The following is a 26,711-nucleotide window of genomic DNA, read 5'->3' as shown; positions in this document are numbered from 1 at the left end:
GCAACCGTTCATTGATGATTCTCCAGTCGGTCACTGTCCCAACTGACTTGTTCAGGTGGGGGAATATCGGCGTTTACGAAATCGACGAAAAACGTAGCTTAACGGTCTAAATCTGAAGCAGTACCATAGACCGGATATGATCACACTTGATCACATTTGTATACGTTTTAGAAAGCAGGCGTTGTCTTGGAAAAACTAAGATTACAGGTCACCATCGACCGGCCCATGGGCTATCAAGATAGTTACGGGAATGTCTATCCCCTGAATTATGGCTATGTGCCGGGCATCATCGGTGGGGATGGGGAAAAACAAGATGTTTACATCATTTCCAAGCAAGTCACAGGCCCAATTCAGGTCTTTGAAGGCGTATTGGTGGCCATTATCTATCGCCAAGACGACGTGGAGACAAAATGGGTGGCCACAGCTGTTGGAGAAACAATTTCAGCCGCAGCAATTAAAGCAGCTACCCATTATTTGGAACAATATTTTCAATCGACTATTGAGATGTTGTAGCAATGATAGCCATCAATAAATAACGATTTATCCCAAGCAAGTATGCAATAAAACCGGGGAGGAGTTCATTGCATACGTTGCATGAATGGATTATTATTAAGATGAAAGATAACAATTGTGTAACCGCCTGACGCCATGTGTTGACACGTCGACAAGCATAGAAATCGGGGATGGCCATGAAGGACACAATCAATAAATTCTTAAGTGATGAGATTTATTGGCTAGCGGCACTTGATTTGAGTATTGCGCTGGTGATCGTTATACCTGCTTTTATCACCATGCGGTTCTGGACAATGTTCCCTTTGCTTTTAGTGTCGTTGTTACTGGCACCACTTTTGGCTTGGCCGTTTCGCCAGATCGATCAGCGGGCCAAGCAACGGACAACGATCACGATCGTAGCGTGGACTATTATGATTATCTTGTGGCTCGTTGGGTTGATTTTTGCAGCCGATAAATTTAAAATCGTTGTGTCAATTCTAGCAGTTACTGGGTCTTCATGGGGGCTATATCGAAGTAAGCAAAAACAAAATTCCAAATAATCACCGCAACCAAAACCAGGCTTCATCCCGCAATTTGAGATGAAGCCTGGTTTTTTAGACTTGCAATTTTATTCCAAAGATTCTTCGGCGGCAATGCGTTCCTCCACATGGACCCGATTCAAAATGACGTAGGCGATGCCACCCACCACAAAGCCGATGATCCAAGACAGGTCCACCTGCAAAAGGGCGGCGCAGGCCCCGATCAACAGGGCAATGGGGGCGTTCCATTGGACGCTCTTTTGCCGGGCTTCATCATAGAGAGCAGTCAAGTTTACTTTCTGGTGCCGCTCTAAGTAAAACTCGGTGAGGATGATCGCCGTCATTGGCCCTAGGAAAATCGAGTAGGTCCGGATGAAAATGGCTAAACCCGTGGCGCTGGAAGCTTGCACCAATAACCAAGGGAAGGAGCCGATGGCTAAGAGGCCCACGATGGTCATGGCTAATTTTTGCGGGATTTTAAACAATGAGGTCAAAACATAGGTTGGGGGCATAATGTTGGCCACCATGTTGGTGGTAATGACCCCTAAGACGATGAACAAGGAGACAAACAGGGTCAAACCATTGTTGTTAAACAACTTGGCAATGGCCCCTACAGGACTGGAGATGCCAGTGACGGCGGCTAACATGGCCCCGGTGGTCAAGGTCATGCCATAGGCCAAAGTGATGGGTAAGAAGTATAGCAAGCCCCGATGTTTGTCACTTAAGTTGGGCCGCAGTTCCCGGGCATAATCCGCGGCTGATTCAAAAATGGTGGTGTAATTACCCAAGAAGGCCATGATGAAGCCAAAGAAAGTTAAGCCCCAAGTGCCATGGACATTCACCAATTTGGTGCCGATGACCGCTGAATGTTTGGTCACTAGGATCACGAAGACACTGACCAGGGCCACCATGACAATGGTGGAGATGATGGTGGCCACGATTTTAATGGATTTGAAGCCCTTTAATGCTAACAGGATTTGTAAGGCTTGGAGGAACAAGAAACAAATGGCGGTGTTATTAAAGCTACCACCAGTCATGATCTTGGCGATTTGATTTAAGGCCAAAGCCCCGGTCCAACTTTGAAAGCCAAACCAGACGATGGCGGGGATGCCCCGGAGTAAACTGGCCGCTTTAGCGCCGTTTTTACCAAAGGATAGGCGCAGCTGCATCACATAAGGGGCCCCGGTATGATAGCCGAAGCGATCATTTAAGGTGAAAATCACCGCAATGATCAAGATGGCAATGGCCGCCGCCATCAGAGTTTGCAACAGGTTCATGGTGGCCACCCCGGCCACTACTAAAGAAGAGCCCAGGGTGATGTTGCCAATGTTAAAGCCATCCCCCAGCCACATGGCCATGTAGGCGATGACGCCGACTTTACGTTGGTCTGCGGGGATGGGTTTTAAATCTTCAGCGATAGGGGATTGATCAATTGAGAATTTCCTGTTGGCGTTTACTGTGGTCTGCATAAGCTGTGCCTCCTTGGCTGTTTTGATTGACTAAAAATGTCCCGGTGGGTTGGGTCATAAACCCGTCATCTAAGGTATAGATGGTTTGGCCCCGCAACAGGGTTTGGGTGATGCGACCGCCAATTTTAAAGCCCACATAGGCACTGATTTTATTTTTGTAGTACAGATCTTCTGGAGATAACACGTAACTTTGATTAGGGTCGTACAAGGCAATGTCCGCATCTTTGCCGATAACGAGCTCCCCCTTGTCCTTTAAGCCAAAGAGAGCTGCAGGGCCCGCGGCGATCAATTGGACGAATTGAAAAATGGTTAATTTCCCGGAACGCACCGCCACATCGTAGAACAGATCCACGTTGTTCTGGGCGCCACTGATGCCACCCCACACGTCGAAAATATTGTGGTTGGGGTCTGCCTTCATGCTGGCGGGGGCTGGCGAGTGGTCCGATGTCACGGCATTAACGGCGCCGGCTTGGACTTTTTGCCATAACTGGGTCTGCACCGCTTTGGTTCTAAGTGCAGGGGAGCACTTGGCCAAGGGGCCGATTTTTTCAAAATCCTGGCCCGTTAGCGCTAAGTAATGGACGCAGGTTTCACAAGTCACGTCTTGTCCAGCAGCCCGAGCTAATTGCACCTCGTTAACGGCTTCACCCGTGGATAAATGAACGAAGTGGAGTTTACAGCCGGTCATTTTAGCCAAGTATAAAGCTCGGCGAACGGCCTCGACTTCCACTAACGGTGGTCTAGAGTCTAAGTAATCTTGAATAGTCGTCTTGCCCTGGGCGATTTTTTCGGCAGCTAGCCGGTCCGTTAAGACGGCGTTTTCGGCGTGGAGGGACAGGCGTAACCCGGTTTTGGCGATGGCTTGCATCCCCCGGTATAAGTCGTAATCATCCACGTTTTTAAAGTCTCCGGGTAGCGTTGACCCGGTGGTGGCCATGAAAGCCTTGAAGCCCGCCGCCCCACTGGCGGCCATCTTAGGGATCTCTTTTAAGTTGCCAGGGACCAGGCCCCCATAAAGGGCGAAGTCAATGTAAGATTTCCCCGTGGCAATGGCTTTGTGCCGGTCAAATTCAGCTTGAGTGGTGCGAGCTGGCAAGGCGTTTAGGGGCATCACCACCATGCTGGTGGTGCCCCCGGCGGCTAGGGCTTGGCTGCCGGTGTGGTAGTCTTCCCAATCCGAGCGGCCGGGTTCGTTGATATGTACATGGGCGTCCACCATCCCTGGTAAGACCAATTGGCCCCGGGCATCGATCACCTCAGCCCCGGCGGTATTTAAACCTTGGCCAATGGCGACGATCTTACCGGCTTTAATTGCTAGGTCCCCTTGAACCAAGGTCTGTGGCGTTACAATTTGACCATGGGTAATTACTGTATCGTATGTCATGTAAAACAGCCCTTTCTATGTGAATGGCATGTGTTATTTTTAATTTTCTTAACTGATTCTCATTCTACAAGTTTACCGGCCAGACACATTAGGCAATATCCACAAAAAACAAGTCCCAAACTAGTAAAAAAGCATAAATTACGTTAGAAAAACTAACATAATTTATGCTATGCTGACAGTTATTGTTACCTTTGATCCAATAAAAGCAGGGCAATGAACAACCGCTGGGTCACTTCCGGGTCTTGCAAGTCGATAGCTAAGAGCTGTTGTAACTTTTTCAGCCGATAAACCACGGTGTTGCGGTGAATGTAAAGTTCCTGGGCCACTTTATTGATTTGTTGGTGATGGTATAAGTAAAGCCACAAGGTGTGTTGCAGGTCCTGGGCTTCGGATTGGTTTTTCATTTGTAATAAAGGCTGCAGAAGTTCGGCCACAAAGGTTTGGGCTTCATTGGCCGGGATCAAGTGCAGCAGTTCGGAGACTTCCTTAGGCCGGAAGCGCTGGATGGTGGTGGCGCTTTGTTCGGCTAAGGTATAGGCTTCTTTGGCCTCGGCGTATAGGTTGCCCAGCTGTGCCAGGGCTAATTTGGCATGGCTAACGCCAATTTTTAATTGGAAGCGGGGGTCGATTTTGGTCTGGAGGAACTGGGCCAAGGTTTTTAAGACATGCTGGGGGTTTTCCGAAGCCTGGATGATCAAAACCACTTGTTGTTGGTGGGTAAAGCTAGTGATCTTCAAGGCGTATTCGCTGATGAACCAGGTCACTAAGCGGCTTAGGTGTTCCACTTGGCGGGTGGACAACAAAGCCCCAGGGTCCACGGCCTTGACCCCACAAATACTGGTGAACACCACTTGGTTCAAAGCTAGATCATAGTGTTGCAGTTGCTCTTGGAGCATATCTTGGGGCAAGCCGCCCCCTAACATGTGGCTGAAGAATTCGGCCTGCTGGTGGGCGGCACTTTCATGCATCACGTCGGTGCGGCTGTTCATCAAACTCAAGGTGCTTTGGATTTGTTGCAGCTGCAGCTGTTTGGTGGCATTGGGTTGGCCGGCGTCAAAAACCCCGAAGAAGGACTTATTTTCCCCGTACATCACCATCAAGGGGTAAATGGTGAGCTGGCGCCCCAAACAAGGGATGGTGGTGCTGGTCGTCAAGGTCAAGTAGTTCACCTGACTATGGAGCCGTAACGCTGCCGTGATGGCCTGTTGCTGATTTTTCAAAGCCGGGTTGGTGTAACGGATACGAAAATGGCTGTCCAATAACAGCACATCGCTGCCTAAAAAACTGGCACATTGGGCTAAAACCGTGTCATATTTGCTGTTATTTAAGGCCAGTTGAGACAAAGTTTGATTTTGGTCTAAGACGCGGCTTAGGGTAAAGGCGTCGGATTGGATCACTACTTCGGTCAAGGCTTTGACGGTTTGGCTGAGGAATTCCTGGGCCGGGGTCAATAAGAGGGGAAAATCCAAACCATCAGCCAGCTGGATGATTTCCGGGGGCACTTGGGTGAAGTAGCGGTTGGCTTTAATGCCCAGGCCAGCACAGCCGGTGGCGGCCATTTTTTCAATGAGATTTTTCAAGCGCTTCAGGTCTTGATAGTAGTGGTAGCCGGTGGTGACCAATAGTTGGCCGGGCATTAAGTAAGCTTCAATATCCGGGGCTTCGATCATGCCGATGGCACTGACTTCCCGGGTTAAACCAGCACCCCCGGCAATCACTTGAATAGCGGCTAGTTCTGGGGCTTGCAGCATTTGCGCCATTTCCATAGATGCACCTTCTTTGGACAGATTGTTATTTTGTCTAGTTATTTTACAGCTTTTGTGCAAACTGAACAATGATTTTTTCTAATTTTCCTTTAATATTTAACTTATCAAAAGGAGCTGGTATTTTATGACACAAGTTGTTGAGCAAACAGCGATCCAATTATTAACAGAATTGGGCCAATTTGGCGGCCTGGCCAATGGGGGCGTGACCCGCTTGGTGTATGACCAAGCCTGGGTGGATGCCATGACCTATACCTTGAAAACAGCCGCCGCCCAAGGGATGCAGGTTCATATCGATGCCATGGGCAATGGCTTTATGACTTATCCCGGGGTGGACCAGACGGTGATTGCCGCCGGGTCCCATATCGACACCGTCCAACAGGGGGGCATCTACGATGGGGCTTACGGGGTAGTGGCAGCCAAGTTAGCCATGACCCAGCTGGTGGCTGAATTTGGCCAGCCTAAGCACACCATGACCGCCGTGGCTTTTAGTGAAGAAGAGGGCAGCCGTTTTCCCGTGAGCTTTTCTGGATCTAGGCATTACGCCCAAGTGGGGGATGTGGCCCCAGACTTAAAAGACGCCCAGGGCATCAGTTTTGATACCGCCCGCCGCCAAGCCGTGGCTCAATTGACCGGGAATTTTCCCCTGGCCGAACAACCTTTACCAAAGGAATGGTTAGAGCTACATATTGAACAGGGCCCTGTGTTAGAAGAAGCCGGCTATCCCCTGGGGGTGGTGTCAGCTATCTGTGAGCAAAAGCGTTTCACCATCACCTTGACCGGCCAAGCCAACCATGCCGGCACCACGCCCCAACATTTGCGCCGGGATGCCCTAAAAGCTGCCGCCCGTTTGATCGTCCAATTAGACGACCTGGCCCAAAAAATTGGGGAACCCTTCGTCTTTACCGTGGGGGAAATCAGCGTCACCCCGGGGTCCTCTAATGTCATCCCCGGCCAAGCCGTGTTTTCCGTGGACATCCGCCATCCCCAAAAAACGGTGGTGGATGAATTTGAAGCCAAAATGCGCCAAATGGTGGCTGACTCAGCCCCAGTCTCCGGCACCGTAGATTGCTGGATGGATTCCCGCCCAGCGGTGATGGACCCGAGGTTAGTCCGCCAATTTGAAAGCCTGCTCACCCAGCAAGGCTACCAATACCTGACTTTGCCATCCGGCGCCGGCCATGATACCCAAATCATGAACTTAAAAGTGCCCACAGCCATGTTATTCGTGCCCAGTCGCGGCGGTATTAGCCACGCCCCCGCCGAATACACAGCCCCCGCTGCCTTAGAGGCCGGGGTGGCCATGTTAAAGGCCCAGTTATATCACGAATGTTATTAAACTCAAATGTCTTAAAGGAGCGAAAATAGATGGATAGTTTACAAATCAACCAACGCCTGATTATGACCCCCGGCCCCGTTTTAGTGGACCCCCGGGTATCCCAAGCCATGAGCAACCAGATCCTGGGCCAATTTGACCCGGATTTCACCGCCATTATGAACGACACCATGGCTTTGATCCGCCAAAGTTTCGCCACCAAGAACCGCTGGGCCTTCCCTGTGGATGGCACCAGTCGCGCCGGCCTGGAAGCCGTGGTCAGCAGTATCGTCTGCCCTGGCGACAGTGTTCTAGTCCCCAGCATCGGCCGCTTTGGGGATTTATTTGTCGAATTGGCCCAGCGTGCCGGCGGTGTGGTCCATACCGTCAGTGCTCCCTGGGGGACCGTGCTGGCCCAAGCTGACATTATCGCGGCTATTGACCAATATCGCCCCAAAGTCGTCTGTATGGTCCATGGGGAGACTTCCACGGGCCGCCTGCAACCCTTAGATAAAATTGGGGCCGCGGTTCATCAATACGGGGGCTTCTTGGTGGTGGACGCCGTGGCTTCTTATATGGGCACCCCAGTCTTAGTGGACCAGTGGCAAATTGATGCGGCCGTGGGCGGGGCCCAAAAATGCCTGGCGATCCCCGCCGGCATCACCCCCATCACCTTTAATGACCGGTTTGCTGCTGAAATCAACCAGCGCAAACGGGTGGAACAAGGGGTGCGTACCAGCCAGGACCACCTCAGCGCGGCACCCTTGATCACCAGCAATTACTTAGATCTGACCCAATTACAAGACTACTGGTCCCCCCGGCGCTTGAATCACCATACCGAGGCTACCGCCGCGGTTTACGGTTTGCATGAAGGCCTGCGATTGGCTCTTGATGAGGGCCTAGACGCCCGTTATGCCCGGCATTTGCAAGTACACCAAGCCCTAAATACGGCCCTCAGTGCTTTAGGGTTGACTATTTATGGGGCCGGCGACCACGAAATGCCCATGGTGACCTGTGTCCAGATCCCTGCTGGCCTGGATGGGGAAGCTTTTCGCAGCCAATTATTAGCCCAATTCGGCGTGGAAATCTCCAGTTCCTTTGGCAGTCTCCAGGGTAAAATTTGGCGTATTGGCACCATGGGATACGTGGCCCAAAAGCCCTTTATCCTGAAGTTCATCGCCCTGTTTGGCGCAGCCTTACTGCAAGCTGGCGTCCCCGTGGACCTAAAGGCCGGCCTAGATGCCGTTTTGGACGCATTTGCCCCCAAGTCAGCCCCACAACTACGCCAAGTCAACGCTTAAATAGTGTTTTAAAAAAGGCAACATCTTAGCTGCAATGACTCAGTTTTGAGTCTCAGCAGTAGCGATGTTGCCTTTTTTGGTTGCCTTTATTTTGAGGTTCTGAATCTAAACGCTGGCCTTGATACTGTGCTGAGTAAAGGAAAAGTGTACCTCTTAAATTTACGAAAAGCAGACATCTAGGAAGCATAGTTCCTTATTTTGGTAAATAAGGCTATTTAAGGAAGTATACTTCCTTTTATCCTATAAATGTGTTAAAAATGAAGTATACTTCCTTTTATTGGAGATGAGCAGATTATGATTCAACGACCGTTTTATTTAAAACAGTTAGTACAATTAATGAATAACGATATGGTTAAAGTGATTACCGGTGTACGTCGGTCTGGCAAGTCAATTTTATTAGAATTATATCGGGACTATTTGAAAACACAGGGTGTCCCAGCAGATGATATTATTTATTTAAATTTTGAAGCATTTAATTTACTAAGCGTCAAAACAGAGGATCAGTTATTTCAGTTGTTGCAAGAGCGCCTCCATCACGACGCACATTTATATATTTTATTAGATGAAATTCAAATGGTTGACGGTTGGCAGCGGGTCGTCAATGGTGTTCGGGTGAGTTATGACTGTGATATCGTGGTGACTGGCTCTAATGCTAAGATGCTATCTGGGGAACTGGCAACACTATTAAGTGGCCGTTATGTGGAGAGTGGAGATTCCAATTTATCCATTTTCCTTTCGAGAGTTTCTGGAAGCTAAGGGTATTGCAACTGATGGGCGCCAAGTTGATACGGCCTTTGAAGAATATGAAAAGTATGGCGGTTTTCCCGCGGTAGTTTTGGCGGCTGAACCGATCAAAGATACTATTTTATCTGGTATTTTTGATACGATTGTTTTAAATGACGTTTCAATGCGCGCCGACATTCGCGATGTCACAACACTTCAGTCTTTGGTGGGCTTTCTAGCAGATAATGTGGGCCAATTGGTTCAGCCGGTAAAAATTGTAAATACTCTAAAAAGTACCGGTGTCCCAACGAATGCCCATACAATCACCCGCTATTTAACCTTACTTAAAGATGCATTTTTATTTTATCAGGGCCGACAATATGATATTCGTGGCCGGGAATACCTGAAAACGGCGGGTAAATACTACATCGTGGATTCAGGGTTGCGTCGTAATGCCATCGGACGCCGGCCAGGCAATTATGGGGGCCAACTTGAAAATATTGTTTATCTAGAATTATTACGGCGCGGTTATACCGTGGCAATCGGTAAATTAGATACGACTGAAATAGATTTTGTCGCCCGCCGGATTGATGAGGTTCTTTATGTACAAGTCACCTATGAAATACCCCATAACACTCATGAAACAGATAACTTATTGCATATCCCGGATAATTATCAAAAAATCCTGATTACACAACGTTACTATGATGTGCATGATATTGCCGGTATTCCGGTAATCAATATTGTTGACTGGTTATTGCAAGATGAACAGGGACCAGCCCAAGGACACTAAGCCATGCTGGGGCAATAGGACAAGTTACCATTTTCTAAATTGACAGTAAAATCAAAACCGCAACATTTTGCCGGTATAATGTTGCGGCTTTTTTACTGCCTTTATTTTGGCGCTGGCTGGGCGGTCAAAGTCACGGTACTCATACTGGTCAGCTCAGGGTTACCCACTAAATGAATGGCCACTTGATAGACCATGAGGCGCTGGCCCAAATGCAGCGGGGTGGCTTGGGCGCTTAATTCCCCCCCGGTGACCGCTTTGAGGTGATGGGTCTCGATATTGACACCTACTGCGACTTTTTCCTCGGGAAGGTAGGCGTTGGCGGCTAGGCTGGCGGCGGTTTCGGCTAAGACGCTGTTCATGCCGCCGTGGAGCAGGCCATAGGGTTGTTTGGTGCGATCGGTGACGGCCATGGTGATTTCGGTTTTTTGGGGGTCGAGGTGCTGGATTTTAATGCCAAAGTTCTCTAGAATGTTCATTGGACCAACTCCTATATTAAATTTAGAAAAAGAGGTTACATATATGGCTGAAGAAACGTTTCATTGGACCAAGGTCAAGGATTATTCGGAGATTATTTTTGAGCGCATGGATAAAATCGCTAAGATTACCATGAACCGCCCGGAACATCTCAATGCCTTTACACCGGTTACTGTACAGGAAATGATTGAGGCTTTCAATATTTGTCGCGACGATGCGTCCATTGGCGTGATTATTCTAACGGGTTATGGGGATCGGGCCTTTTCTTCGGGGGGCGACCAAACTGTCCGGGGTAACGGCGGTTACGTGGGTCCGGACCATATCGCCCGCTTGAATGTTTTAGACTTACAACGCTTGATTCGCGTGATTCCCAAGCCAGTCATTGCCATGGTCAAAGGCTGGTCTGTGGGGGGCGGCAATATTTTACAATTGATTTGTGATTTGACCATCGCCGCTGACAACGCCAAGTTTGGCCAAACTGGGCCGAAAGTCGGCAGTTTTGACGCGGGCTATGGTTCGGGTTATTTAGCCCGGGTCATCGGCCACAAGCGGGCCAAGGAAGTCTGGTTCTTAAACGAATTTTACACCGCTGAAGAAGCTTATAACATGAACTGGATCAACAAAGTCGTGCCGCTAGCCGATGTGGAAAAAGTGACCATTGACTGGTGTCGCACCATCCTCAAGCGCTCACCCACCGCTTTGCGTTTGATCAAAGCGGCGATGAACGCCGATACCGATGGGTTAGCTGGCTTGCAACAATTGGGCGGGGATGCCACCATGCTCTTTTACACCACCGATGAGGGCAAAGAAGGCCGGGATGCCTTTAATGAAAAGCGGGATCCTGACTTTGACAAGTTTCCGAAATTCCCTTAGAAAGAAGGCAGCGTAGATGCAAAACTGGCTGCAAAAACGGGTGTTACTTTCCGGTGGCAAAACCGCCCTTTATTATCAAGGCGCCCAGTATAGTTTTGCGGACTTAAAAGCCCAAGCGGATACTTGGAGCGAGAAATTACAGGGCTTGTCCCTGCCCCCCAAGGCACCCGTGGGTATTTTAGGGGCCAATACCCTGGCCACTTACACGCTGATTTTAGCCTGTTGGCAATTGGGGCGGCCCATTGCCCTGTTCAATTTTCGCTTGGCCCCGGCAGAATTAACCACCCAGCTTAAAGACGCTCAGCCCGCTGTTTTATTGGTGGATGATAGTTTGCCGGATTGGCCAGGAACCTTGGCACACTTGCCAGGACCAATCTTGAGTTACCCGCAATTGGCCCAGGGACCTAGGGCATCCTTTACCCCGGTGGCCGAATTTAATAACCACCAGGTGGCCGATGTGATGTATACCTCCGGTTCCACGGGGACGCCTAAGGGGGTTTTACAGACCTTTGGCAATCACTTTTATTCGGCCATTGGCACGGGTTTGAATTTCAAACTCACCAGTGACGATGCTTGGGTTTGTGCCGTACCGTTGTTTCACATCAGCGGCTTGTCGATACTCCTGCGTAGTTTGATTTATGGCTTAGGGGTCTATCTGGAGCCGAAATTTGACCCAGTACACATCAACCAGATCTTGGTGGACCAACAGGGAACCATTGTGTCAGTGGTGCCCTATATGCTGCAACAATTGTTGGCGCACCTCCCAGCAGGCGCTCACTACAATCCCCACTTTAAATGTCTATTTTTGGGTGGGGGTCCCATTGATCCCCAGACGTTAGAACGCTGTGTCCAGCGGGGGATTCCCGTGGTGCAATCCTACGGCATGACGGAGACAGCTTCCAATGTGGTGGCATTAAGTTTTGCCGATGCCCCCAACCACATTTGCTCGGCAGGCAAGGCCCTATTTCCCGTGGACTTGGCCATTGATAGTGCCCATCCCCAGACCCCTGGGGAAATTTTGCTCAAGAGTCCCACGTTAGCCCCGGGCTATTTACATCAACCGGCGGCCTACCAAGCTAAATTCACGGCGGCAGGCTGGTTTAAGACCGGGGATGTGGGTTATTTAGATGAGGCTGGCTTTTTATATATCAAGGGGCGCTTAGACACCATGTTTATCTCCGGGGGCGAAAATATTTTTCCCAACGAGATCACGGCGGTGTACAGCGCCTTTCCTGGGGTCGCCCAAGTGGCGGTTATTGGCCAAATTGATGCCAAGTGGGGGGCAGTGCCCGTGGCCTTGATCAAACCGGAGGCAGCCGTCCAGTTAGCCGCGGCGGCTTTGCGCCAGTTTGGCCAGGCCAGATTAGCCCACTATAAAGTGCCCAAGCGCTTTTACCAAGTGGCTGACCTGCCCAAAACCGGCAATGGCAAGCTGGATCTAGCGGCCTTAAAGCGGTTAGACTTGGCCAGCCTACCGGTTATCTCGTAGGGTAATTTACTTTCAAAAAGTAAGTTATCTTTGTGAAATCTTGACAGTATTTTATGAGGATTTTATGGCATACTCATGGCATGGAGATGTTCATCAATAATTGCGGTCCTTCCGATATGCATGATCGATGCATCTTCTCCCCTATTCCCCACATTGTAACAGCATCACAATTGGACGGGTGCAGCCGTCCCAAACCCCGAGAGCGCATTTGTCAGGTGCGCTCTTTTTTTGCGGGGTCGTTAATGGATTTACGACGTCATTTTTGATAAAATGACGTAGAAAAGGATGTGATGACTATGAAACCCTTTGATTACAAAACATTGCATGATTTAACCATCACACCGGAGATGGCCAGGAAAATTGAAACTATCGGCGAATTACGGGGACAATTGCACCAGGTGCAACAATTGACGCCCCCAGTTTTGGCGCGATTGATTGAGGTTGCTAAAATTCAAAGTACAGATGCGTCAAACCGGATCGAGGGGGTTTTTACCAGCGATACCCGCCTGCGCCAATTGGTTGCCAAAAAGACGACCCCACATAATCGGAGTGAAGAAGAAATTTCTGGTTATCGGGATGTGCTGGATTTGATTCATCAAAACCATGCTTATATACCGATCACCAGTAACTCAATATTGGCTTTGCATAAGCGGCTGTTTAGCTTCACAGCCAGCCGGTGGGGGGGCCATTTTAAAGATAGTGATAACCAAATCATCACGCAATTTTCTGACGGCACGGCTGAAGTTCGGTTTACCCCGGCCTCAGCTGTGATGACACCCCCGTTGATCACCGAACTTTGCCAAGCCTATCAAGCAGCACATCAGGCTGAAGACTTGCCACTGTTACTCATTTGTGGGGCGTTTGTTTTTGATTTTGTCTCAATTCACCCATTTCGGGATGGCAATGGCCGGATGTCCCGACTGTTGATGTTATTGGTTTTATATCAATCGGGTTATGATATTGGCCGCTATATTAGTCTAGAGGCCTTAGTTGAACGGACGAAGGCGAATTACTACGAAACTTTAAAGGCTAGTTCAGTGGGCTGGGCTGAGCAAACCAATGATTATCAACCTTTTTTAAATTATTTCTTAAGTGTGGTACTACAGGCTTATCGGCAGTTAAGTCAACGGGTTAATCCAACTGAAACCAGGAAAACAACAGCCCCTACCTTGATTGAAAATGCCCTACAAGCTGAGTTACGGCCCCTGTCTAAACGGGATCTGATGGCCTTGATTCCAAATTACAGTCAGACGACAATTGAGCGCGGCCTGCGTACCTTGATGACCCAAGGCAAAATTGAGAAGCTGGGGCAGGGAAGAGCCACTAAGTATGCCTTGAAGTTTTGATGTTATTTTTCTATTTGCGACGTCATTTCACCATAAATGACGTCGCAAATAGAATCGATGGGACATTAAAAAAGCTTGTCGACAAATTTTCGAAATTTAGCCCTTACCTTGACGACGTTGAAAAATTATGTTTTAATTAGAGAATATTAAATTACGGAAAGGAATCTTAGATATGCGACAATTACGGACAAACATTCAAACAAACTTTGGTTTTAGCAGCTTTAGATAGCGTCCGTATTGATCTTAGATGCGGACGACTTCCGGTCAGTCCGTGTCTAAGCCGCAAAGCCAAGATTCTTAACTTTGCCAACTAGACACCAGCAGTCTAGTTGCGAACCAGTATTTTCGCCAACTAGAAGGCTTTCTAGTTGGCTTTTTTGTTTCTCCAAAACGCAATCCAGAGAAAGGGCGAATTTATCATGATGCCATCCACTTCTTCAACCCAAGCTAAACCCCATATGAACCATCCTAAAATCCATACCCTGGGCCCAGATACCACCGATAGCAGCGCTGCCGCCGATTATTATCGGCGCCACTATGACAGCCAAGCCACCATTCAACTCCATGGCAGTTACGAAGCCATTTTGAAGCAGCTCAGTGACTATGACGGGGATTATTTGTTAATGCCCACGGCTTTTCAGTCCCGGCAACTTCAAGAATCCTGGGGGGACATCCATTATTGTCTCTTGGACCATTTAGAATTGGTGACCTCTTATACCACCCAACTGGATGATTTGATTTTGGTGGAAAACCCAGCGGCTGATAATCAGGTGGGCTACACCCATGCGGCCACGGCCAAATTACTGGCCCAGGTCCTGCCGGGCGTGGTGGTGCGCACGGCGGTGAGTAAGTACCAAGCCTATCAGCACTATTTAAAAGAACAGGCCCGCTATGTATTGACTAATTCTAAGAATTTGGACCTACAAGCCAATGAAACTATCTTGAAAACTTGGCGGCCCAAGATGGTTTGGTGTCTTTATGCCATCCACTAGACAGTCGTCAAATCCTGGGCTTTGTTATATACTTTAATAGACTTCAAGGGAGGCTATTATGGATAAATTATATAGTGTGTTAATTGGTTACGTGTTTGGCAACTTCTTGTTCGCCTACGTGATCTCTTACATAAAGACGGGTAAGAGTCCCAAAACCTTTGGCTCCGGCAATCCGGGCACAGCCAATGTGGGGGCGGAATTGGGTAAGATTTACGGTATTTTAGTTTTGGTCTTTGACCTGTTAAAAACCGGACTGGCGGTGTATCTGGCTTGGCGCTTGTTCCCAGCGTTACGGGTGGACCGCTTGGCCATCATTTACGCCGGCTTAGGGGTCACCTTAGGTCACAACTTCCCGATATGGCTGAAGTTTCAAGGGGGCAAAGGCGTGGCGGTGGCTGTGGCGGTGGTGTTGTTATACGACCCTTTGATCGGCTTTACCTCGCTGTTGATCGCCTTAGCGGTATTATTGTGGAGCCAATACTTAGCTTTGGGGGGCATCATGATTTTACTGGCGGACACGCTGTTTGGCCTCTTCGCCTATCCCACCCAAGCTTGGGTCATTATGCTGGTGATGACTGTGATCATGGCCATTCGCTTCCGAAGTGACCTGGTGGCCATCAAAAATAAGACCCAGAAAAAAGTTGATTTATTAAAGCGCTTTAAAAAAGCCCAATAATCCTGTAGAATGCTAATTGAGAGGTTTTCTCAATTGGCTTTTTTTTAGGTCAATTGGGCACCCCTCCAAGCGAACTGAATGGAGGACAATGCCATGACTGAAACGATTGACTTATCCAAGAGCGTTTACGAACTAGTAACTCAGCATCCGGAAGTGGGGGATGTTTTATATAATGTGGGTCTTGAAGATATTAAAAAACCCGGTATTTTAAATACCATGGGCCGCTTCATGACTATTCCCAAGGGGGCCGCCATGAAGCATGTGCCCCTGGATCAAATTATCACAGAACTGCAAAACCAAGGATTTGAGGTGCAACAATAATGGCAACTAATGAAGAGCTACATAACAGTGTCTATCGCCAAAAGAAAATTGTGGAAATCCTCAAGATGCTCCATGAAGGGGGCAAATTTGAAGACGCTAAAAAGGTCTTTGATGAAACCTTTTCCAGTGTAGATGTGTCTGAAATCACGTCGGCTGAGCGGGAATTAATTGCCACCGGCCTTAATCCTATGGAAATTCAAAATTTATGTAACGTCCATGCCTCAGTTTTTAAAGGGGCCATTAAAGATAACGGCAACGAATCCCCAGCAGCCCAAACCCCGGGCCATCCCATCGCCACCATGAAATTGGAAAATATGGTGATCAAATCCTTGCTGGATAACGAATTGCTCCCAGTGGTCAAACGCTGGCAGCAAAGCTCCGATGCCAATGATCAAGATATCTTAAACGGCCATGCCAAGGATCAGGCAACCCAAGATGCGGCTTACTTGAAACGGATTCAAAACGCCTTAAAGGATTTATTGACTATCAACAATCACTATGCCCGCAAGGAAAATCTGCTTTTTCCAATCATGGACCGTTATGGCATCACGGCGCCACCTAAGGTCATGTGGGGTGTGGATGATGACATTCGTGGCTATGTAAAGGCAGCTTACAACTTGGCCATGCAGACCCCACCGCCAGCCAAGTATGATTTGGAAGCGGCCGTGGAAAAAGCCGATAAAGAAATCGATGAAATGATTTTTAAAGAAGAAGAGATCTTGATTCCCATGGTGGATGAAGTTTTCACCCCGGATGATTGGGGGTTGATCGCCGCGGAAAGTAAAGAAACCGGTTATACCTTGATTCCTGAACCACTGCCTTGGCAACCCAGCGATGCTGACCGGGAAGCTGCGGCCAAGCGCAAACCTTCCAAGATGGCTGCCGAACTCAACGAAATGGCCAAAGCCATGGCCCAAGAAGACGTGGGTCAAAAAGCCACAAAAATTCAAGCTAAGGTGGCCAGCCATACAGCCGCCCCAGCGGCTAAGCCAGTTCCCGGCGCTAGTTCAGCTCAACCTGAACTGCCCCACCATCTGAAAGACCAAGCTGCTGCCAGCAAGTTGAAGGCCAAGAGCTATATTCAAATTGATGAAAATAGTACCGCTCAAATCAATTTCCCCACGGGGACCATGGATCTGACGGAATTGACCAATGTGTTAGCCTTACTGCCAGTGGATATCACCTTTGTGGATGACCAAGATATCGTTCGCTGGTTCTCAGACAACGGCGACCGGGTCTTCCCAAGGACCACCGCCGTTATCGGCCGGGCCGTGGTGAACTGCCATCCCCCTAAGAGCATGCCTAAAGTCCAACAGATTTTAGATGATTTCAGAGCCGGCAAGCAAGACCACGCCGACTTTTGGATCAACCTCCACGGGGAAAAATTCATCTACATCCGTTACTTCGCCGTCCGGGATGCGGACCAGCAGTATCTCGGTTGCTTAGAAGTGACCCAGGATGTGACAGAAATTCGCAATTTAACGGGGCAAAAGACATTATAATTTCAACGAAATCACGGCTTTGGTCGTGATTTTTTTGTCTAAAAATTATGGTACAATAACAGAAATTAAAGTTTTGAGGGGGTGATTCATCATCGCGGCTAGTACTACAGGTATCTTTTTACTGGAAGATAACGCTGAACAACGGCAGCATTACCAAGACACGATTGAGAAGTATTTAATGATCCAAGTTCAGTATAATATGCACTTTGTACTGGCCACCGCGGAGGCTGACGCGTTGCTGGATTATCTGGACCGTCACCGGGCGAGTTTGCACCAGCCTATTTTCTTTTTGGATATTGAACTAAATGGCCAGCAGCGCCAAGGCTTAGAAGTGGGGCTGAAAATCCGGGAGACCATGCCGGATGCCCAGATTGTATTTATCACCACCCATTCAGAACTAGCCCCATTAACCTTTGAATATCAAGTGGGCGCCTTGGATTATATTGTGAAGCATTCAGATGAGGCTCAGACCGACCAAGCTATCCGGAAGGTCTTAGATACCATTCAACGCCGGTTTGAAATTGCGGCTCAAGGCGATGTGCGCAATTTTGTGTATAAAATGGGACCTAAGCTGGTCCAAATCCCCCTAACAGATGTCATGTTTTTAGAAACCGGGCAACCCGCTACGGGGGATGTTATTCTACATAAACGGCAGGGTCGGGCTGAATTCCGGGGGTTATTGAAGGATTATCAAAGTCGCTATGCCACGTTGTTTCGGGCCCATAAACGCTATTTGGTGAATCCTGAAAGGATTGTGGACCTGGATCAAAAACAACGGCGTATTACCTTTGAAAACGGCGAAACTTGTACCATCGCCACGCGTAATTTGAGCAAACTTAACAATTTATTATGGTAGTGTCTAAAGTTCTATGAAAAACTGCCTGAGAAGTGGAAGGAGAATAATATGACAAAATTAACCGTACCAAAACATACCGGGGTATTAGGTAACTTAATAACAACGCTAAGCTATGATGATCAGTCTGATGATCCGTCACTGATTGAAACAATCATCGGTTTTTTCACAGGTAGATCTTAATCGTGTATCACCTTAATGAATTGGCATATTTTTTATCGATTCTCTTTTTCTATGCCATGGTCCTCTGGCTGCAAGTGCCGTTGGTCCCACAACGAATGACTGCCAAATTTTGGCTGAAAAATGTGGGTATCATGGTTATTGCCGCCTTAGTTGCTGATACCTTTCGATTGGAAGCGCTGGGGTATTTAGCCTATGCTGGTCTGTTGGCACTGCTTATCCGACGGCAACATTGGCGGGATAAGTTATTGACGTTGACGTTGATGTTATTAGCTTGCTTAATCCAAGAAGCGTTGATGTTGCTTAGCACAGTGCCGGTTTATTTGTTGGTGGCCAGAGAAGTTATGGTGAATCAACCCATTGTTTTATTATTCACCACGCTCCTTGAGTTCATCTTGACCCTTATTATTTTTGGAATATTGCACTATAACCTGTTTAAGCCAGCGGTTAAACGTTTTTTTAAAGCCGATCCTACCCGGCAACAAACCTTTGCCATCGCGACCATAATTGTATTTGCCGCCTTTCAGTTTATTCTGCTTAATGTGGAATATACCCGGGGGGAATATCGGCAGATTTGGCCGATTCTTGTGTTTATCGGCTTGATGAGTATCGGCGTGGTCTTTGGCACCCAGGCCTTCATTCACGGCCAACAACTGAAAGCCCAGGCTCAAAAACAACATTATGAAGACGAGTTGAATCGTCAGTTTTATGAAAATTTGGAACAGAATTACAGTGAATTACGGCGCTTTCGACATGATTTTCAAAATATATTGTTAACCCTGGATCAATTACTACAGTCGCAAAATTATCAAGGCGCTAGAACTTTTTTAAACCAAGTTCAAACCGATAAGACCGTGGCTAAAATTGCACTGGGGGAGCAAACTGATGATTTAATTGCGCTCAAAGTGCCCGCCGTCCAAGGTTTGTTTTTGCAGAAACTGCGCACAGCTTATATCCAACACATCGCAGTGCATTTTGAATGTCGGCAGCCAATTACAGATACGATACTGCCACCGGTGACCTTTAATCGCATCAGCGGTATTTTGCTGGACAATGCCCTGGAAGCGGCGAAAACCGCTGTAAACCCCGCTGTTCAGGTTGCCCTGATTCGCTATGACGCCGACAATTTGGAGCTGGTCATTAAAAATAATGGGGCGGCTCATTTTAAAGGGGATGTATTTCGATACGGCGTCAGTGCCAAAACCGGCCACGCCGGGATTGGTCTGAGTACTGTGGCTAAAATCGTCAATGAGACCCCAGGGCTAGCCCTAGACTATAGCCAGGCCGAAGGTAAGTTTAGCGTAGATTTAATGATTGCAAGAAAATAACGCCATACTGTGGGGGACTGCTGACAGTGTGGCGTTTTTAAATTGGGTTTATTTTAAAGGGCGCTTTTTATTGCCGGGTAAGAACAAGTTGATAAATCTAAGCCATAGCCTACGAAAATGCTGGTGTAATTTTTTGAAGAAATCTTTAGTGATGGTGGATTCCAGGGCCAATAAGCAAAAACCATAAATAACCGCATAACGATCCCACTTGTATTGGGTAGGTGTGCCAGTTTTACTAATAGCGTAGCCGGCTAAAATAATACCGATAAAATAGCTCGACCCCCAAAGTACACCTTGGGTTCGCATAGATAGTTTCTTCATAATGTACCCCCTCGAATGTGGCCAGTGATTTTTGTGAATTGTCAAAGGATTAAGCCGCTGCTATATTTTTTGGGATTATTTGTGACGCTTAAAAACGAAGTGTTTAAGACATAAAGCAACTACCACTATCGGAATAACGACCAACCAACGTGTTACTTTAGTCGAAGTATTTGTGAATAGTGTTAGATATAAAATGGCAAATAAATATGAGACACCAATTAATTGTATCCAAATTAAGTAAGGTGAAATCAGTTTTTTTCTTGGTTTCCAAACAAAGCGGTTTAAACATACACCTAAAGCGATTAGGAACGTTAGTCCTAGTAAAAACATGAACACCACATACTTTCTATGATGAAATCATTAATCATGCCAAACACCAATTGTGTAGAATAAATCGGTATTTATATTAATAGAAATTTTATCATTTGGATGTATAGACTGATTATAATTGAGGTCCGACGCTAGTTTCTCAAGGTATGTTGCAGTGATAGTTGCAGCGATTGTTACGCCTGGAAGTATTGCCGCCATCCCTGCCTCCGTGCCAGAAGTTTCAAGTTGATTAATTCAGGTATAAGTGAGACAAGATAAAGTTATTTACTATCAAATAATAAATGATAAGCAAAATGCTAATGATCATTAACAACCACATTATAAAACGAAAATAAGTGTAGTGGTAAAAAATGTGTTAAACGCGTAGATATTGCGGTTAAACGCATTTTCATAACGTTTATATTTGCTATAATCGAGTAAAACCTGTTTCAATAGATGCAAAAAAATAACGCCATACTGTGGGGAAATGCTGACAGTGTGGCGTTTTTTGGAGGGACGAAGCTTACAGAGATTAGTTGTGTTGTAAAGCATAATCAGGCTAAATTATGCCTTATGTTTCAGCTCAGCATAGTATTTTTAATCATAAATCCTAAAATTAACAAGAATAACAGCAAAATGGGCAGCAATAGTACGGTCAGCCCTGAGGTGAGCAGGGTATATATCAAAGCAGTACTCAGAAATAATAGACCAAGCAGGCCACTGCCCCATTTTAGCTGTTGAAATATTGGGCTATGGCGGTATTCTTTATTAGCCCAAATACCGAAGTTGAGGCAAGCTAGACTGATCAGTAAATAAGTGGGTAGGGTATTCAATGGCTGTCACCTCAATCATGGTTTAAATTGGTTAGAAGTTTGTGTTTTAATTTGTCATAAAAGCCCGTATAAAAAAGGATAGTAAACAGGCCTAAAATAACTATCAGCGCCACCAATAACAAAATATAGTTAAGCTGCTGGCCACGTATCAGTTCGATGATGATTGGAATCAACGCTACTGGCAATACTTTCAAAAATAAAGAACTGCCACGTTTTATCGCGATTCTCATAGAAGTCCTCCTTGAATGAATGGCTAAAAGGGATGCATTATTTCAATTGCCGTTTTTTATGCTTAGGCAAAAATAAGTTGATGAACCGAAGCCATAGTTTATGGAAGGTGTGGCAAGAACAGCATAGAAGTCTTTTGCGAAGGTAAAGTCCAGGAACATTAAGAAGATACCCCCGAAAAGATACCAGGGTGGGGCTGATGAATCTGTACGGGTGATTGAATAGCACACTAAGGCGATTACCCCCAAATAACTGAGACCCCAGATGATGCCTTGTATTTTGATGGGTAGTTTCAATCAGGTCACCTCATTTGTTAGGAATGTTTGTCATAATAAACTTCGGTTTTTAGGATATAAAACACAGGTTTAAGGTAAGTTGATCTCCGATGATCAAGCGCAGCCCAGATTCCGACTGCATGACCGCCGTATTTGGCAACGACATAGGCTTTGTAATATACGCCACCGCCTTGAAGATCAGACACATCCCAAGCACCTTGCTTTTTATGGGCCATAATAAATTTGTAATCCTTAGGGTTGTTGTTAAGAATCTTACGAACTTCTTTTTGATGCTTAGACCGGATCAATTCGTTAAAGGAAACGCCAATCATATCGCCGGGGAAAAGGTCGTATCTCACAAAGTGGATGCCCAGGGGAATTAGCATAACTAACAAGGCAAAGGCAATGATTAAAATGTGTTTTAATTTGTGCTTGTGCAAGACAGCATCTACCTTCTTTTGCAAAGTGTTATCTGGTGGCATTATCAATGACCACATTATAAAACGAGAATTAGTGTTGTGGGGAATATTTCAATGAACGCTGGATTTTTGCAGTTAAACGCTGTTTCTTTTCGCAGATGAGTCTAAATTTTTGAAACTGTCTAAAAATTGCAACAAAATAACACCCTGAAAATAGTGGGGAGAAATCCTATTTTCGGGGTGTCTTTGACAGAATTATTTGAGTTGCCGTTTTTTGCTTTCTGGTAGAAATAAGTTAATGAACTTAAGCCATATTTCATGCCAGGCCTGAATAAATTTTTTATAGAAGTCTTTGGTGATTGAATATTCGAGAACTAATAGGCAGAAACCACCAAGCAGATACCAGGGTGGCTCGGAAAAGCTTGAAGTTTTGAGTGAATAGATACTCAGAACAACCAGACCTAAATAACTGATGATCCAAATAACGCCTTGAACTCTAATAGATAAGCGCATGACGACCACCTCAGTTTGTGGTTGATTAGCACGGGTAAGACATATGATTGGTCAGTTGCTGATACAATTGCTAGCATCGAGGATTGATACCTATATTATAAAACGACAAAGCCTAAAAGGGTATTAAAACGACTGGCGAACTGCCTTAACTTTTAGCCCGCCGCTGTGCTTTTCTGGTCTGGGCATACAGGGCTGTTTTCTGGGTAGCTTCTGGAAATTTAGCTGTGGCTCGCAACCAAACAAGTCCCCGTTGAATCAATAGGGTTAACCCCAAATAGGTGAGGATCGTATCGCTGCTGCCGTTCCAAAGGTGATCCACCAAAACGTGGATGCCAATACCCAGCAACAACCAGACTATTCTGATCCAGAAACAAGCTAGTATATTGCTTTATGGCGCCTTTTGTAGTATCATACATTCCATGTAGATTCAAATATGAATGAAGGAGGAATACTGGATGAAGCCAAGAATTTTAATCCCTGCGGACGTCAACTTGGAAGAAGCTGAATTGATCAACCAAGTCCATGCTGACTATGTCCCACGTCCAGTCGTTGACGCGATTCAACGCGCCGGCGGCTTGCCAATTGTTTTGCCATACTCACTAAATGAAGATGATGTGGCTGCTTATATGTCTATGGGTGATGGCGTCATGTTCCTTGGCGGTCCAGATGTTTCTCCTAATCTCTATCATCAAAGATTGGGCGCTCACCTTGGCAAGACGTGTTTTAACCGGGATGAATTCGAAGTCATGATTTTAAATGCCGCGATTCAGACGCATAAAACCATCTTTGCTGTCTGTCGTGGGGCTCAATTGATCAACGTCGCTTTAGGCGGCGATTTGTACCAAGATATTGATACCCAAGTGGATTCTGCTTATATTGAACACAACCAATTGATTGCCGGGGATTTGCCCGCCCATGATATTAAAGTTGCCAGTTCAAGCCACTTATCCGATGTGGTCGGCACTAGACTTTACGTCAATTCCCGCCACCACCAAGCTATTCACAAAGTGGGCCGGGGCCTGCATGTGACGGCCAAAGCACCTGATGGCATCGTTGAAGCCATTGAAAGCAACAAAAATGACAACATCGTAGCTGTTCAGTGGCATCCGGAGAACTTAGCCGACCAACAAAGTGAAGATCAAGCCCTATTCGATGACTTCATTGCCCGGACAAAATTAAACATGGGCACCGTCACCTTGAGTACCAGTGGCTTACGCTCCATTTCTTAAGCTAAAAATAAAAGCTAGACCTGATTTAAATTCGGGCCTAGCTTTTTTGTATACTAGCAGTTGGTTACTCAGGTCGTGCAGGCTTCTTGGCTTCAAAGGTAATGGTTTGGCTAGGATCAGTGGGGTAGTGACCATAGTGATAGTTAGCCGAAATTGTGATTTCAGTAAAGCCAGTAGCCGCTAGAAGCAAACGGAATTCTTCGACCCCATACCATTTCAACGGGAACAATTCTAACTCTGTCGCCAGTAGCGCACCGCTTTGCCACTGCTCATAACGATTGTGATACGTATTCACTTGTTGGATGGCATCCGTGGCTACCAAAGTTTCTTCTAAGGTTATCAATTCATCAGGACCACTTACAAAAGTACGTTTATTGATAAACCCCTTTTGCGCAGCTTCTGGTAAAAAGATATCTACAAGCAGCCGACCATTTTCTGCCAAATGGCCATAAAAACAACGTAGTGCGGCTTTGGCTTTCGCTAGTTGGTCTAGCAATAAGAACGAACCAGTGGGGATAATAATGGCATCATAGACCTGCCCGATGGCAAAATCGGTCATATCTAGTTTTGATAGATTTGGGGTAAGACCGCGGCTTTGACAGTTGGCAACAGCTAATTGCAACATATCCTCTGAATAGTCGAAACCATCTACGGTTAAGCCCTTTTCCAGCAGGGGAATCATGATCCGGCCGTTACCCACGGCCGGTTCTAAGATCTTGCCGGCAACATTTTTAACGCGCTCATAATAATATTCAACGTCTCCAAAGGATTTCCCCACATATTTATCGATTTGGTAACACTTTGCAGACAGGTTTCGGTAGGCGTTCATAGATGTCGTTCCTTTCAGTTAATCATCATTGTTAGTTTCGTGGACCTTGACGGCTTTGCGTTCCCGCCGTGAGAGGGTCAAATAGCCAATACCGGATAAGGCGGACAGGGCGGCTACCACCATGTAAGAGGCTGTCCAGGATAAGTTGTCGGCTAAAATTGGCATGAGCCAGTTGGAACCCAGATTGCCCAGCATATAAGCCATTAAGCCCACAAAGCCCAATGCCGTACCGGCCACTTTTAAAGGTACGAAGTTCAGGGTCAAAATATTGACGATGAGTTGGGGGCCATAGATTAAAGTGCCTAATAATCCAGATACAATCAGTAGTTGAGCGTAAGAACTGCCACCGGTATTATGGATCGTTTCGTAGTAGAAGATAAGACCAGCCATTAAAAAGAGGCCAATGGCGCCGATAATGGTCATTTTATTGGCAAATTTCACAGCTAGCCAGGCAAATAAGAAGGAGCCGGGCACAGCTACCCATTCCAAAACAGAAATCGCTGTCAAAAATTGGGCGTCGCTAAAACCAGCCTCGTGGCTTAGATAAATCGGCATCCAATCCTCCACCCCAAAGCGGACGAAGTATAAAGCAGCGTTGATAAAACCCACCAGGAGAATACCTGGATTGAGGAAAACATATTTTTTGATTAAGGTCCAATAAGACAACGTCGTATCACTGTCTTCACCCACATTGGGTTCACCTTCATCCCCATACATTTCTTTGAGACTGTTCAAGCCCTCTGCTTCCGGATTATCGCCGCCTAATTTCCACATCAGAAACGCTAAGAGCAATACCATCACGCCAGGAACGATGAAAGCTAAGGAAATATTGCCAGGAGCAGCCACCCCTAAAACCCCGATAATCAGGGGCAGCATAGCCGAGCCTACATTTTGAGACACATTCCAACCGGCAATGGCGCCGCCCCGGCTTTTATTAGGAAAATAGTTGGCAATCATTGCTTGTGAACTTGGGGCCAAGGCGCCTTGAATCAATCCCGTCAAAATTAAGAGGATAGCGATAACCGCAAATTGGCGAGTAAAACCAATGGCGATACAAAGCAAGGCACTCATGCCCAACGCGCCAGCGAATAACTTACGAAGACTAACTCGGTCAGCTAAAGCACCCATAAAGAATTTTCCTAAGCCATAGGTCACAGTAAAGCAAGTTAGTAGAAAAGCGACATTTAATTTGTTCCAACCATAGACTTCGATCATATCTTTAGACATCAACTTGAAGTTGTTTCGGACTAAATACGCACAGACATAACCCACAAAAGCCACTAAAAAGACGACTTTTTGACGATATAGGAACCGGCTGAATTTTTCCGGTTCACGAGCTTCGTAACCTGTACCTGTTGTTCTCATTTTATCCACGCTCCCATTTTTATGTAAGCCATATCTGCAGTAATTTTTAGGTGCTGAACTTCCCGATTCAGCACCGGTTAACTAGCGGATAGTGACATTTATACCCCTTATTAATGCAATCGCTTACATTAATTATCTTATGACGCTTTTAAAGCGCCGTCAAGTAACAATAAAATTAGTCATAGCAATGCCTTAATGCGGGTAATCCCTTCGGTAAGACGCTGGGCAGCTAGACCAAGAAAAAACTATCTTAAGTAATTGCCACAAAGATTAAGTACTTGGGCAATTGCTTAGATAGTTTCTTCAAGATGAACCGCCGCGGCTTAACAAAACTACTGACGATTAAGTAATTATTGATGTATAGAAGATCTTGAGGCACCCTAGGGATTTATTACGATACATTCAAGCCGGACCATTAAAAGGCGGCAGTGGGTAATGCCTTGATTCAAGGCCATTAGGATATTTTTCAGCGGTTCCCATTTTGAGAGGGTCCTAGGTCTGCTTATGTTGTTTAATCAGGATGTATACCGCATATAAAATTACCGCAATGACAACGAGAGCTAGTAATGTTTTGGAA

General features: G+C 46.6%; 25 protein-coding genes and 1 pseudogene. 16 read left to right on the top strand and 10 right to left on the bottom strand.

Annotated elements, in window-relative coordinates; translation table 11 throughout:
• Positions 1-225 precede the first annotated feature (225 nt).
• Together FC83_RS10135 and FC83_RS10130 are read left to right on the top strand one after the other, a co-directional pair.
• Entirely contained in the window at positions 226-513 is a 288-nt protein-coding gene (locus FC83_RS10135; RefSeq protein WP_152537749.1) for an inorganic diphosphatase, read from the top strand.
• 176 nt (positions 514-689) lie between these two features.
• Positions 690-1,052 carry a hypothetical protein gene (locus tag FC83_RS10130; RefSeq protein ID WP_035453413.1) on the top strand — a complete coding sequence of 121 codons (363 nt, stop codon included), beginning with the start codon at positions 690-692 and terminating at the stop codon, positions 1,050-1,052.
• A 68-nt stretch (positions 1,053-1,120) separates the two neighbouring features.
• Here the strand turns inward: FC83_RS10130 and FC83_RS10125 are convergent, their stop codons facing one another.
• The 3 genes from FC83_RS10125 to FC83_RS10115 all read right to left on the bottom strand — a co-directional run bounded on the left by FC83_RS10125 (position 1,121) and on the right by FC83_RS10115 (position 5,650).
• A complete protein-coding gene (locus FC83_RS10125) occupies positions 1,121-2,500 on the bottom strand; it encodes an NCS1 family transporter (protein ID WP_057002732.1) in 1,380 nt (459 codons plus the stop codon).
• Positions 2,460-3,884, bottom strand: coding sequence for an allantoinase AllB (gene allB / locus FC83_RS10120; RefSeq protein ID WP_057002731.1), 1,425 nt, complete (start codon positions 3,882-3,884; stop codon positions 2,460-2,462). Before allB ends, FC83_RS10125 begins: the two co-directional genes overlap by 41 nt.
• Positions 3,885-4,069: 185 nt before the next feature.
• Positions 4,070-5,650: a PucR family transcriptional regulator gene (locus tag FC83_RS10115; RefSeq protein WP_035453411.1), complete on the bottom strand. Its 1,581-nt coding sequence runs from the start codon at positions 5,648-5,650 to the stop codon at positions 4,070-4,072.
• Positions 5,651-5,774: 124 nt separating this feature from the next.
• On the opposite strand from FC83_RS10115, the gene FC83_RS10110 reads away from it, so the two are divergent.
• The 3 genes and pseudogenes from FC83_RS10110 (at position 5,775) to FC83_RS10100 (ending at position 9,779) form a co-directional block, all read left to right on the top strand.
• Positions 5,775-6,986, top strand: a complete 1,212-nt coding sequence (locus FC83_RS10110) for a Zn-dependent hydrolase (protein WP_035453408.1) — start codon at positions 5,775-5,777, stop codon at positions 6,984-6,986.
• A gap of 29 nt (positions 6,987-7,015) precedes the next feature.
• Positions 7,016-8,263: a pyridoxal-phosphate-dependent aminotransferase family protein gene (locus FC83_RS10105; RefSeq protein WP_035453406.1), complete on the top strand. Its 1,248-nt coding sequence runs from the start codon at positions 7,016-7,018 to the stop codon at positions 8,261-8,263.
• Between the two features lie 294 nt (positions 8,264-8,557).
• Positions 8,558-9,779, top strand: a pseudogene (locus FC83_RS10100) (ATP-binding protein).
• A gap of 101 nt (positions 9,780-9,880) precedes the next feature.
• Here FC83_RS10100 and FC83_RS10095 read toward each other — a convergent pair.
• Entirely contained in the window at positions 9,881-10,255 is a 375-nt protein-coding gene (locus FC83_RS10095) for a PaaI family thioesterase (protein WP_035453404.1), read from the bottom strand.
• A gap of 43 nt (positions 10,256-10,298) precedes the next feature.
• Between FC83_RS10095 and menB the strand changes: the two genes are divergently transcribed.
• From menB to FC83_RS10050, 10 genes are all read left to right on the top strand, one after another.
• Positions 10,299-11,126: a 1,4-dihydroxy-2-naphthoyl-CoA synthase gene (gene menB, locus FC83_RS10090; RefSeq protein WP_057002730.1), complete on the top strand. Its 828-nt coding sequence runs from the start codon at positions 10,299-10,301 to the stop codon at positions 11,124-11,126.
• 16 nt (positions 11,127-11,142) lie between these two features.
• Positions 11,143-12,615 carry an o-succinylbenzoate--CoA ligase gene (gene menE / locus FC83_RS10085; RefSeq protein ID WP_057002729.1) on the top strand — a complete coding sequence of 491 codons (1,473 nt, stop codon included), beginning with the start codon at positions 11,143-11,145 and terminating at the stop codon, positions 12,613-12,615.
• A 296-nt stretch (positions 12,616-12,911) separates the two neighbouring features.
• Positions 12,912-13,961 (top strand): Fic family protein, encoded by a 1,050-nt coding sequence (locus FC83_RS10080; protein ID WP_057002728.1) that lies wholly within the window; start codon positions 12,912-12,914, stop codon positions 13,959-13,961.
• A gap of 419 nt (positions 13,962-14,380) precedes the next feature.
• Positions 14,381-14,953, top strand: a complete 573-nt coding sequence (locus tag FC83_RS10075) for an amino acid biosynthesis protein (RefSeq protein ID WP_235184296.1) — start codon at positions 14,381-14,383, stop codon at positions 14,951-14,953.
• Positions 14,954-15,011: 58 nt separating this feature from the next.
• Entirely contained in the window at positions 15,012-15,629 is a 618-nt protein-coding gene (locus tag FC83_RS10070) for a glycerol-3-phosphate acyltransferase (RefSeq protein WP_057002727.1), read from the top strand.
• Positions 15,630-15,722: 93 nt separating this feature from the next.
• Positions 15,723-15,950 carry a DUF1858 domain-containing protein gene (locus FC83_RS10065; protein WP_035453400.1) on the top strand — a complete coding sequence of 76 codons (228 nt, stop codon included), beginning with the start codon at positions 15,723-15,725 and terminating at the stop codon, positions 15,948-15,950.
• Entirely contained in the window at positions 15,950-17,452 is a 1,503-nt protein-coding gene (locus tag FC83_RS10060) for a DUF438 domain-containing protein (RefSeq protein ID WP_035453398.1), read from the top strand. Before FC83_RS10065 ends, FC83_RS10060 begins: the two co-directional genes overlap by 1 nt.
• 88 nt (positions 17,453-17,540) lie before the next feature.
• Positions 17,541-18,308: a response regulator transcription factor gene (locus tag FC83_RS10055; RefSeq protein WP_338028712.1), complete on the top strand. Its 768-nt coding sequence runs from the start codon at positions 17,541-17,543 to the stop codon at positions 18,306-18,308.
• Between the two features lie 48 nt (positions 18,309-18,356).
• Positions 18,357-18,488, top strand: a complete 132-nt coding sequence (locus FC83_RS17560; protein ID WP_268744863.1) for a hypothetical protein — start codon at positions 18,357-18,359, stop codon at positions 18,486-18,488.
• Between the two features lie 2 nt (positions 18,489-18,490).
• Positions 18,491-19,813, top strand: a complete 1,323-nt coding sequence (locus tag FC83_RS10050) for a sensor histidine kinase (protein WP_035453394.1) — start codon at positions 18,491-18,493, stop codon at positions 19,811-19,813.
• 48 nt (positions 19,814-19,861) lie between these two features.
• On the opposite strand, the gene FC83_RS10045 is transcribed toward FC83_RS10050, so the two are convergent.
• The 4 genes from FC83_RS10045 to FC83_RS10020 all read right to left on the bottom strand — a co-directional run bounded on the left by FC83_RS10045 (position 19,862) and on the right by FC83_RS10020 (position 23,057).
• The gene (locus tag FC83_RS10045; RefSeq protein ID WP_035453392.1) at positions 19,862-20,134 is read right to left on the bottom strand and encodes a hypothetical protein; all 273 of its coding nucleotides are present in this window, start codon (positions 20,132-20,134) and stop codon (positions 19,862-19,864) included.
• Positions 20,135-21,287: 1,153 nt separating this feature from the next.
• Positions 21,288-21,506 (bottom strand): hypothetical protein, encoded by a 219-nt coding sequence (locus FC83_RS10035; protein WP_035453388.1) that lies wholly within the window; start codon positions 21,504-21,506, stop codon positions 21,288-21,290.
• A 311-nt stretch (positions 21,507-21,817) separates the two neighbouring features.
• Positions 21,818-22,261 carry a hypothetical protein gene (locus FC83_RS10030; RefSeq protein WP_057002726.1) on the bottom strand — a complete coding sequence of 148 codons (444 nt, stop codon included), beginning with the start codon at positions 22,259-22,261 and terminating at the stop codon, positions 21,818-21,820.
• A 595-nt stretch (positions 22,262-22,856) separates the two neighbouring features.
• Positions 22,857-23,057, bottom strand: a complete 201-nt coding sequence (locus FC83_RS10020; RefSeq protein WP_156405592.1) for a hypothetical protein — start codon at positions 23,055-23,057, stop codon at positions 22,857-22,859.
• A gap of 109 nt (positions 23,058-23,166) precedes the next feature.
• Between FC83_RS10020 and FC83_RS10015 the strand changes: the two genes are divergently transcribed.
• On the top strand, positions 23,167-23,940 hold the full coding sequence (locus FC83_RS10015; RefSeq protein ID WP_052004710.1) for a gamma-glutamyl-gamma-aminobutyrate hydrolase family protein: 774 nt from the start codon (positions 23,167-23,169) through the stop codon (positions 23,938-23,940).
• Between the two features lie 64 nt (positions 23,941-24,004).
• On the opposite strand, the gene FC83_RS10010 is transcribed toward FC83_RS10015, so the two are convergent.
• The gene (locus tag FC83_RS10010; protein WP_057002725.1) at positions 24,005-24,769 is read right to left on the bottom strand and encodes a class I SAM-dependent methyltransferase; all 765 of its coding nucleotides are present in this window, start codon (positions 24,767-24,769) and stop codon (positions 24,005-24,007) included.
• 18 nt (positions 24,770-24,787) lie between these two features.
• On the bottom strand, positions 24,788-26,134 hold the full coding sequence (locus FC83_RS10005; RefSeq protein WP_035453380.1) for an MFS transporter: 1,347 nt from the start codon (positions 26,132-26,134) through the stop codon (positions 24,788-24,790).
• Between the last annotated feature and the right edge of the window lie 577 nt (positions 26,135-26,711).

Source organism: Agrilactobacillus composti DSM 18527 = JCM 14202 (assembly GCF_001436375.1).
Taxonomy (GTDB): domain Bacteria; phylum Bacillota; class Bacilli; order Lactobacillales; family Lactobacillaceae; genus Agrilactobacillus; species Agrilactobacillus composti.
The sequence above is the reverse complement of the archived record's forward strand: the minus strand, read 5'-3'. Positions and strand labels throughout refer to the sequence as shown.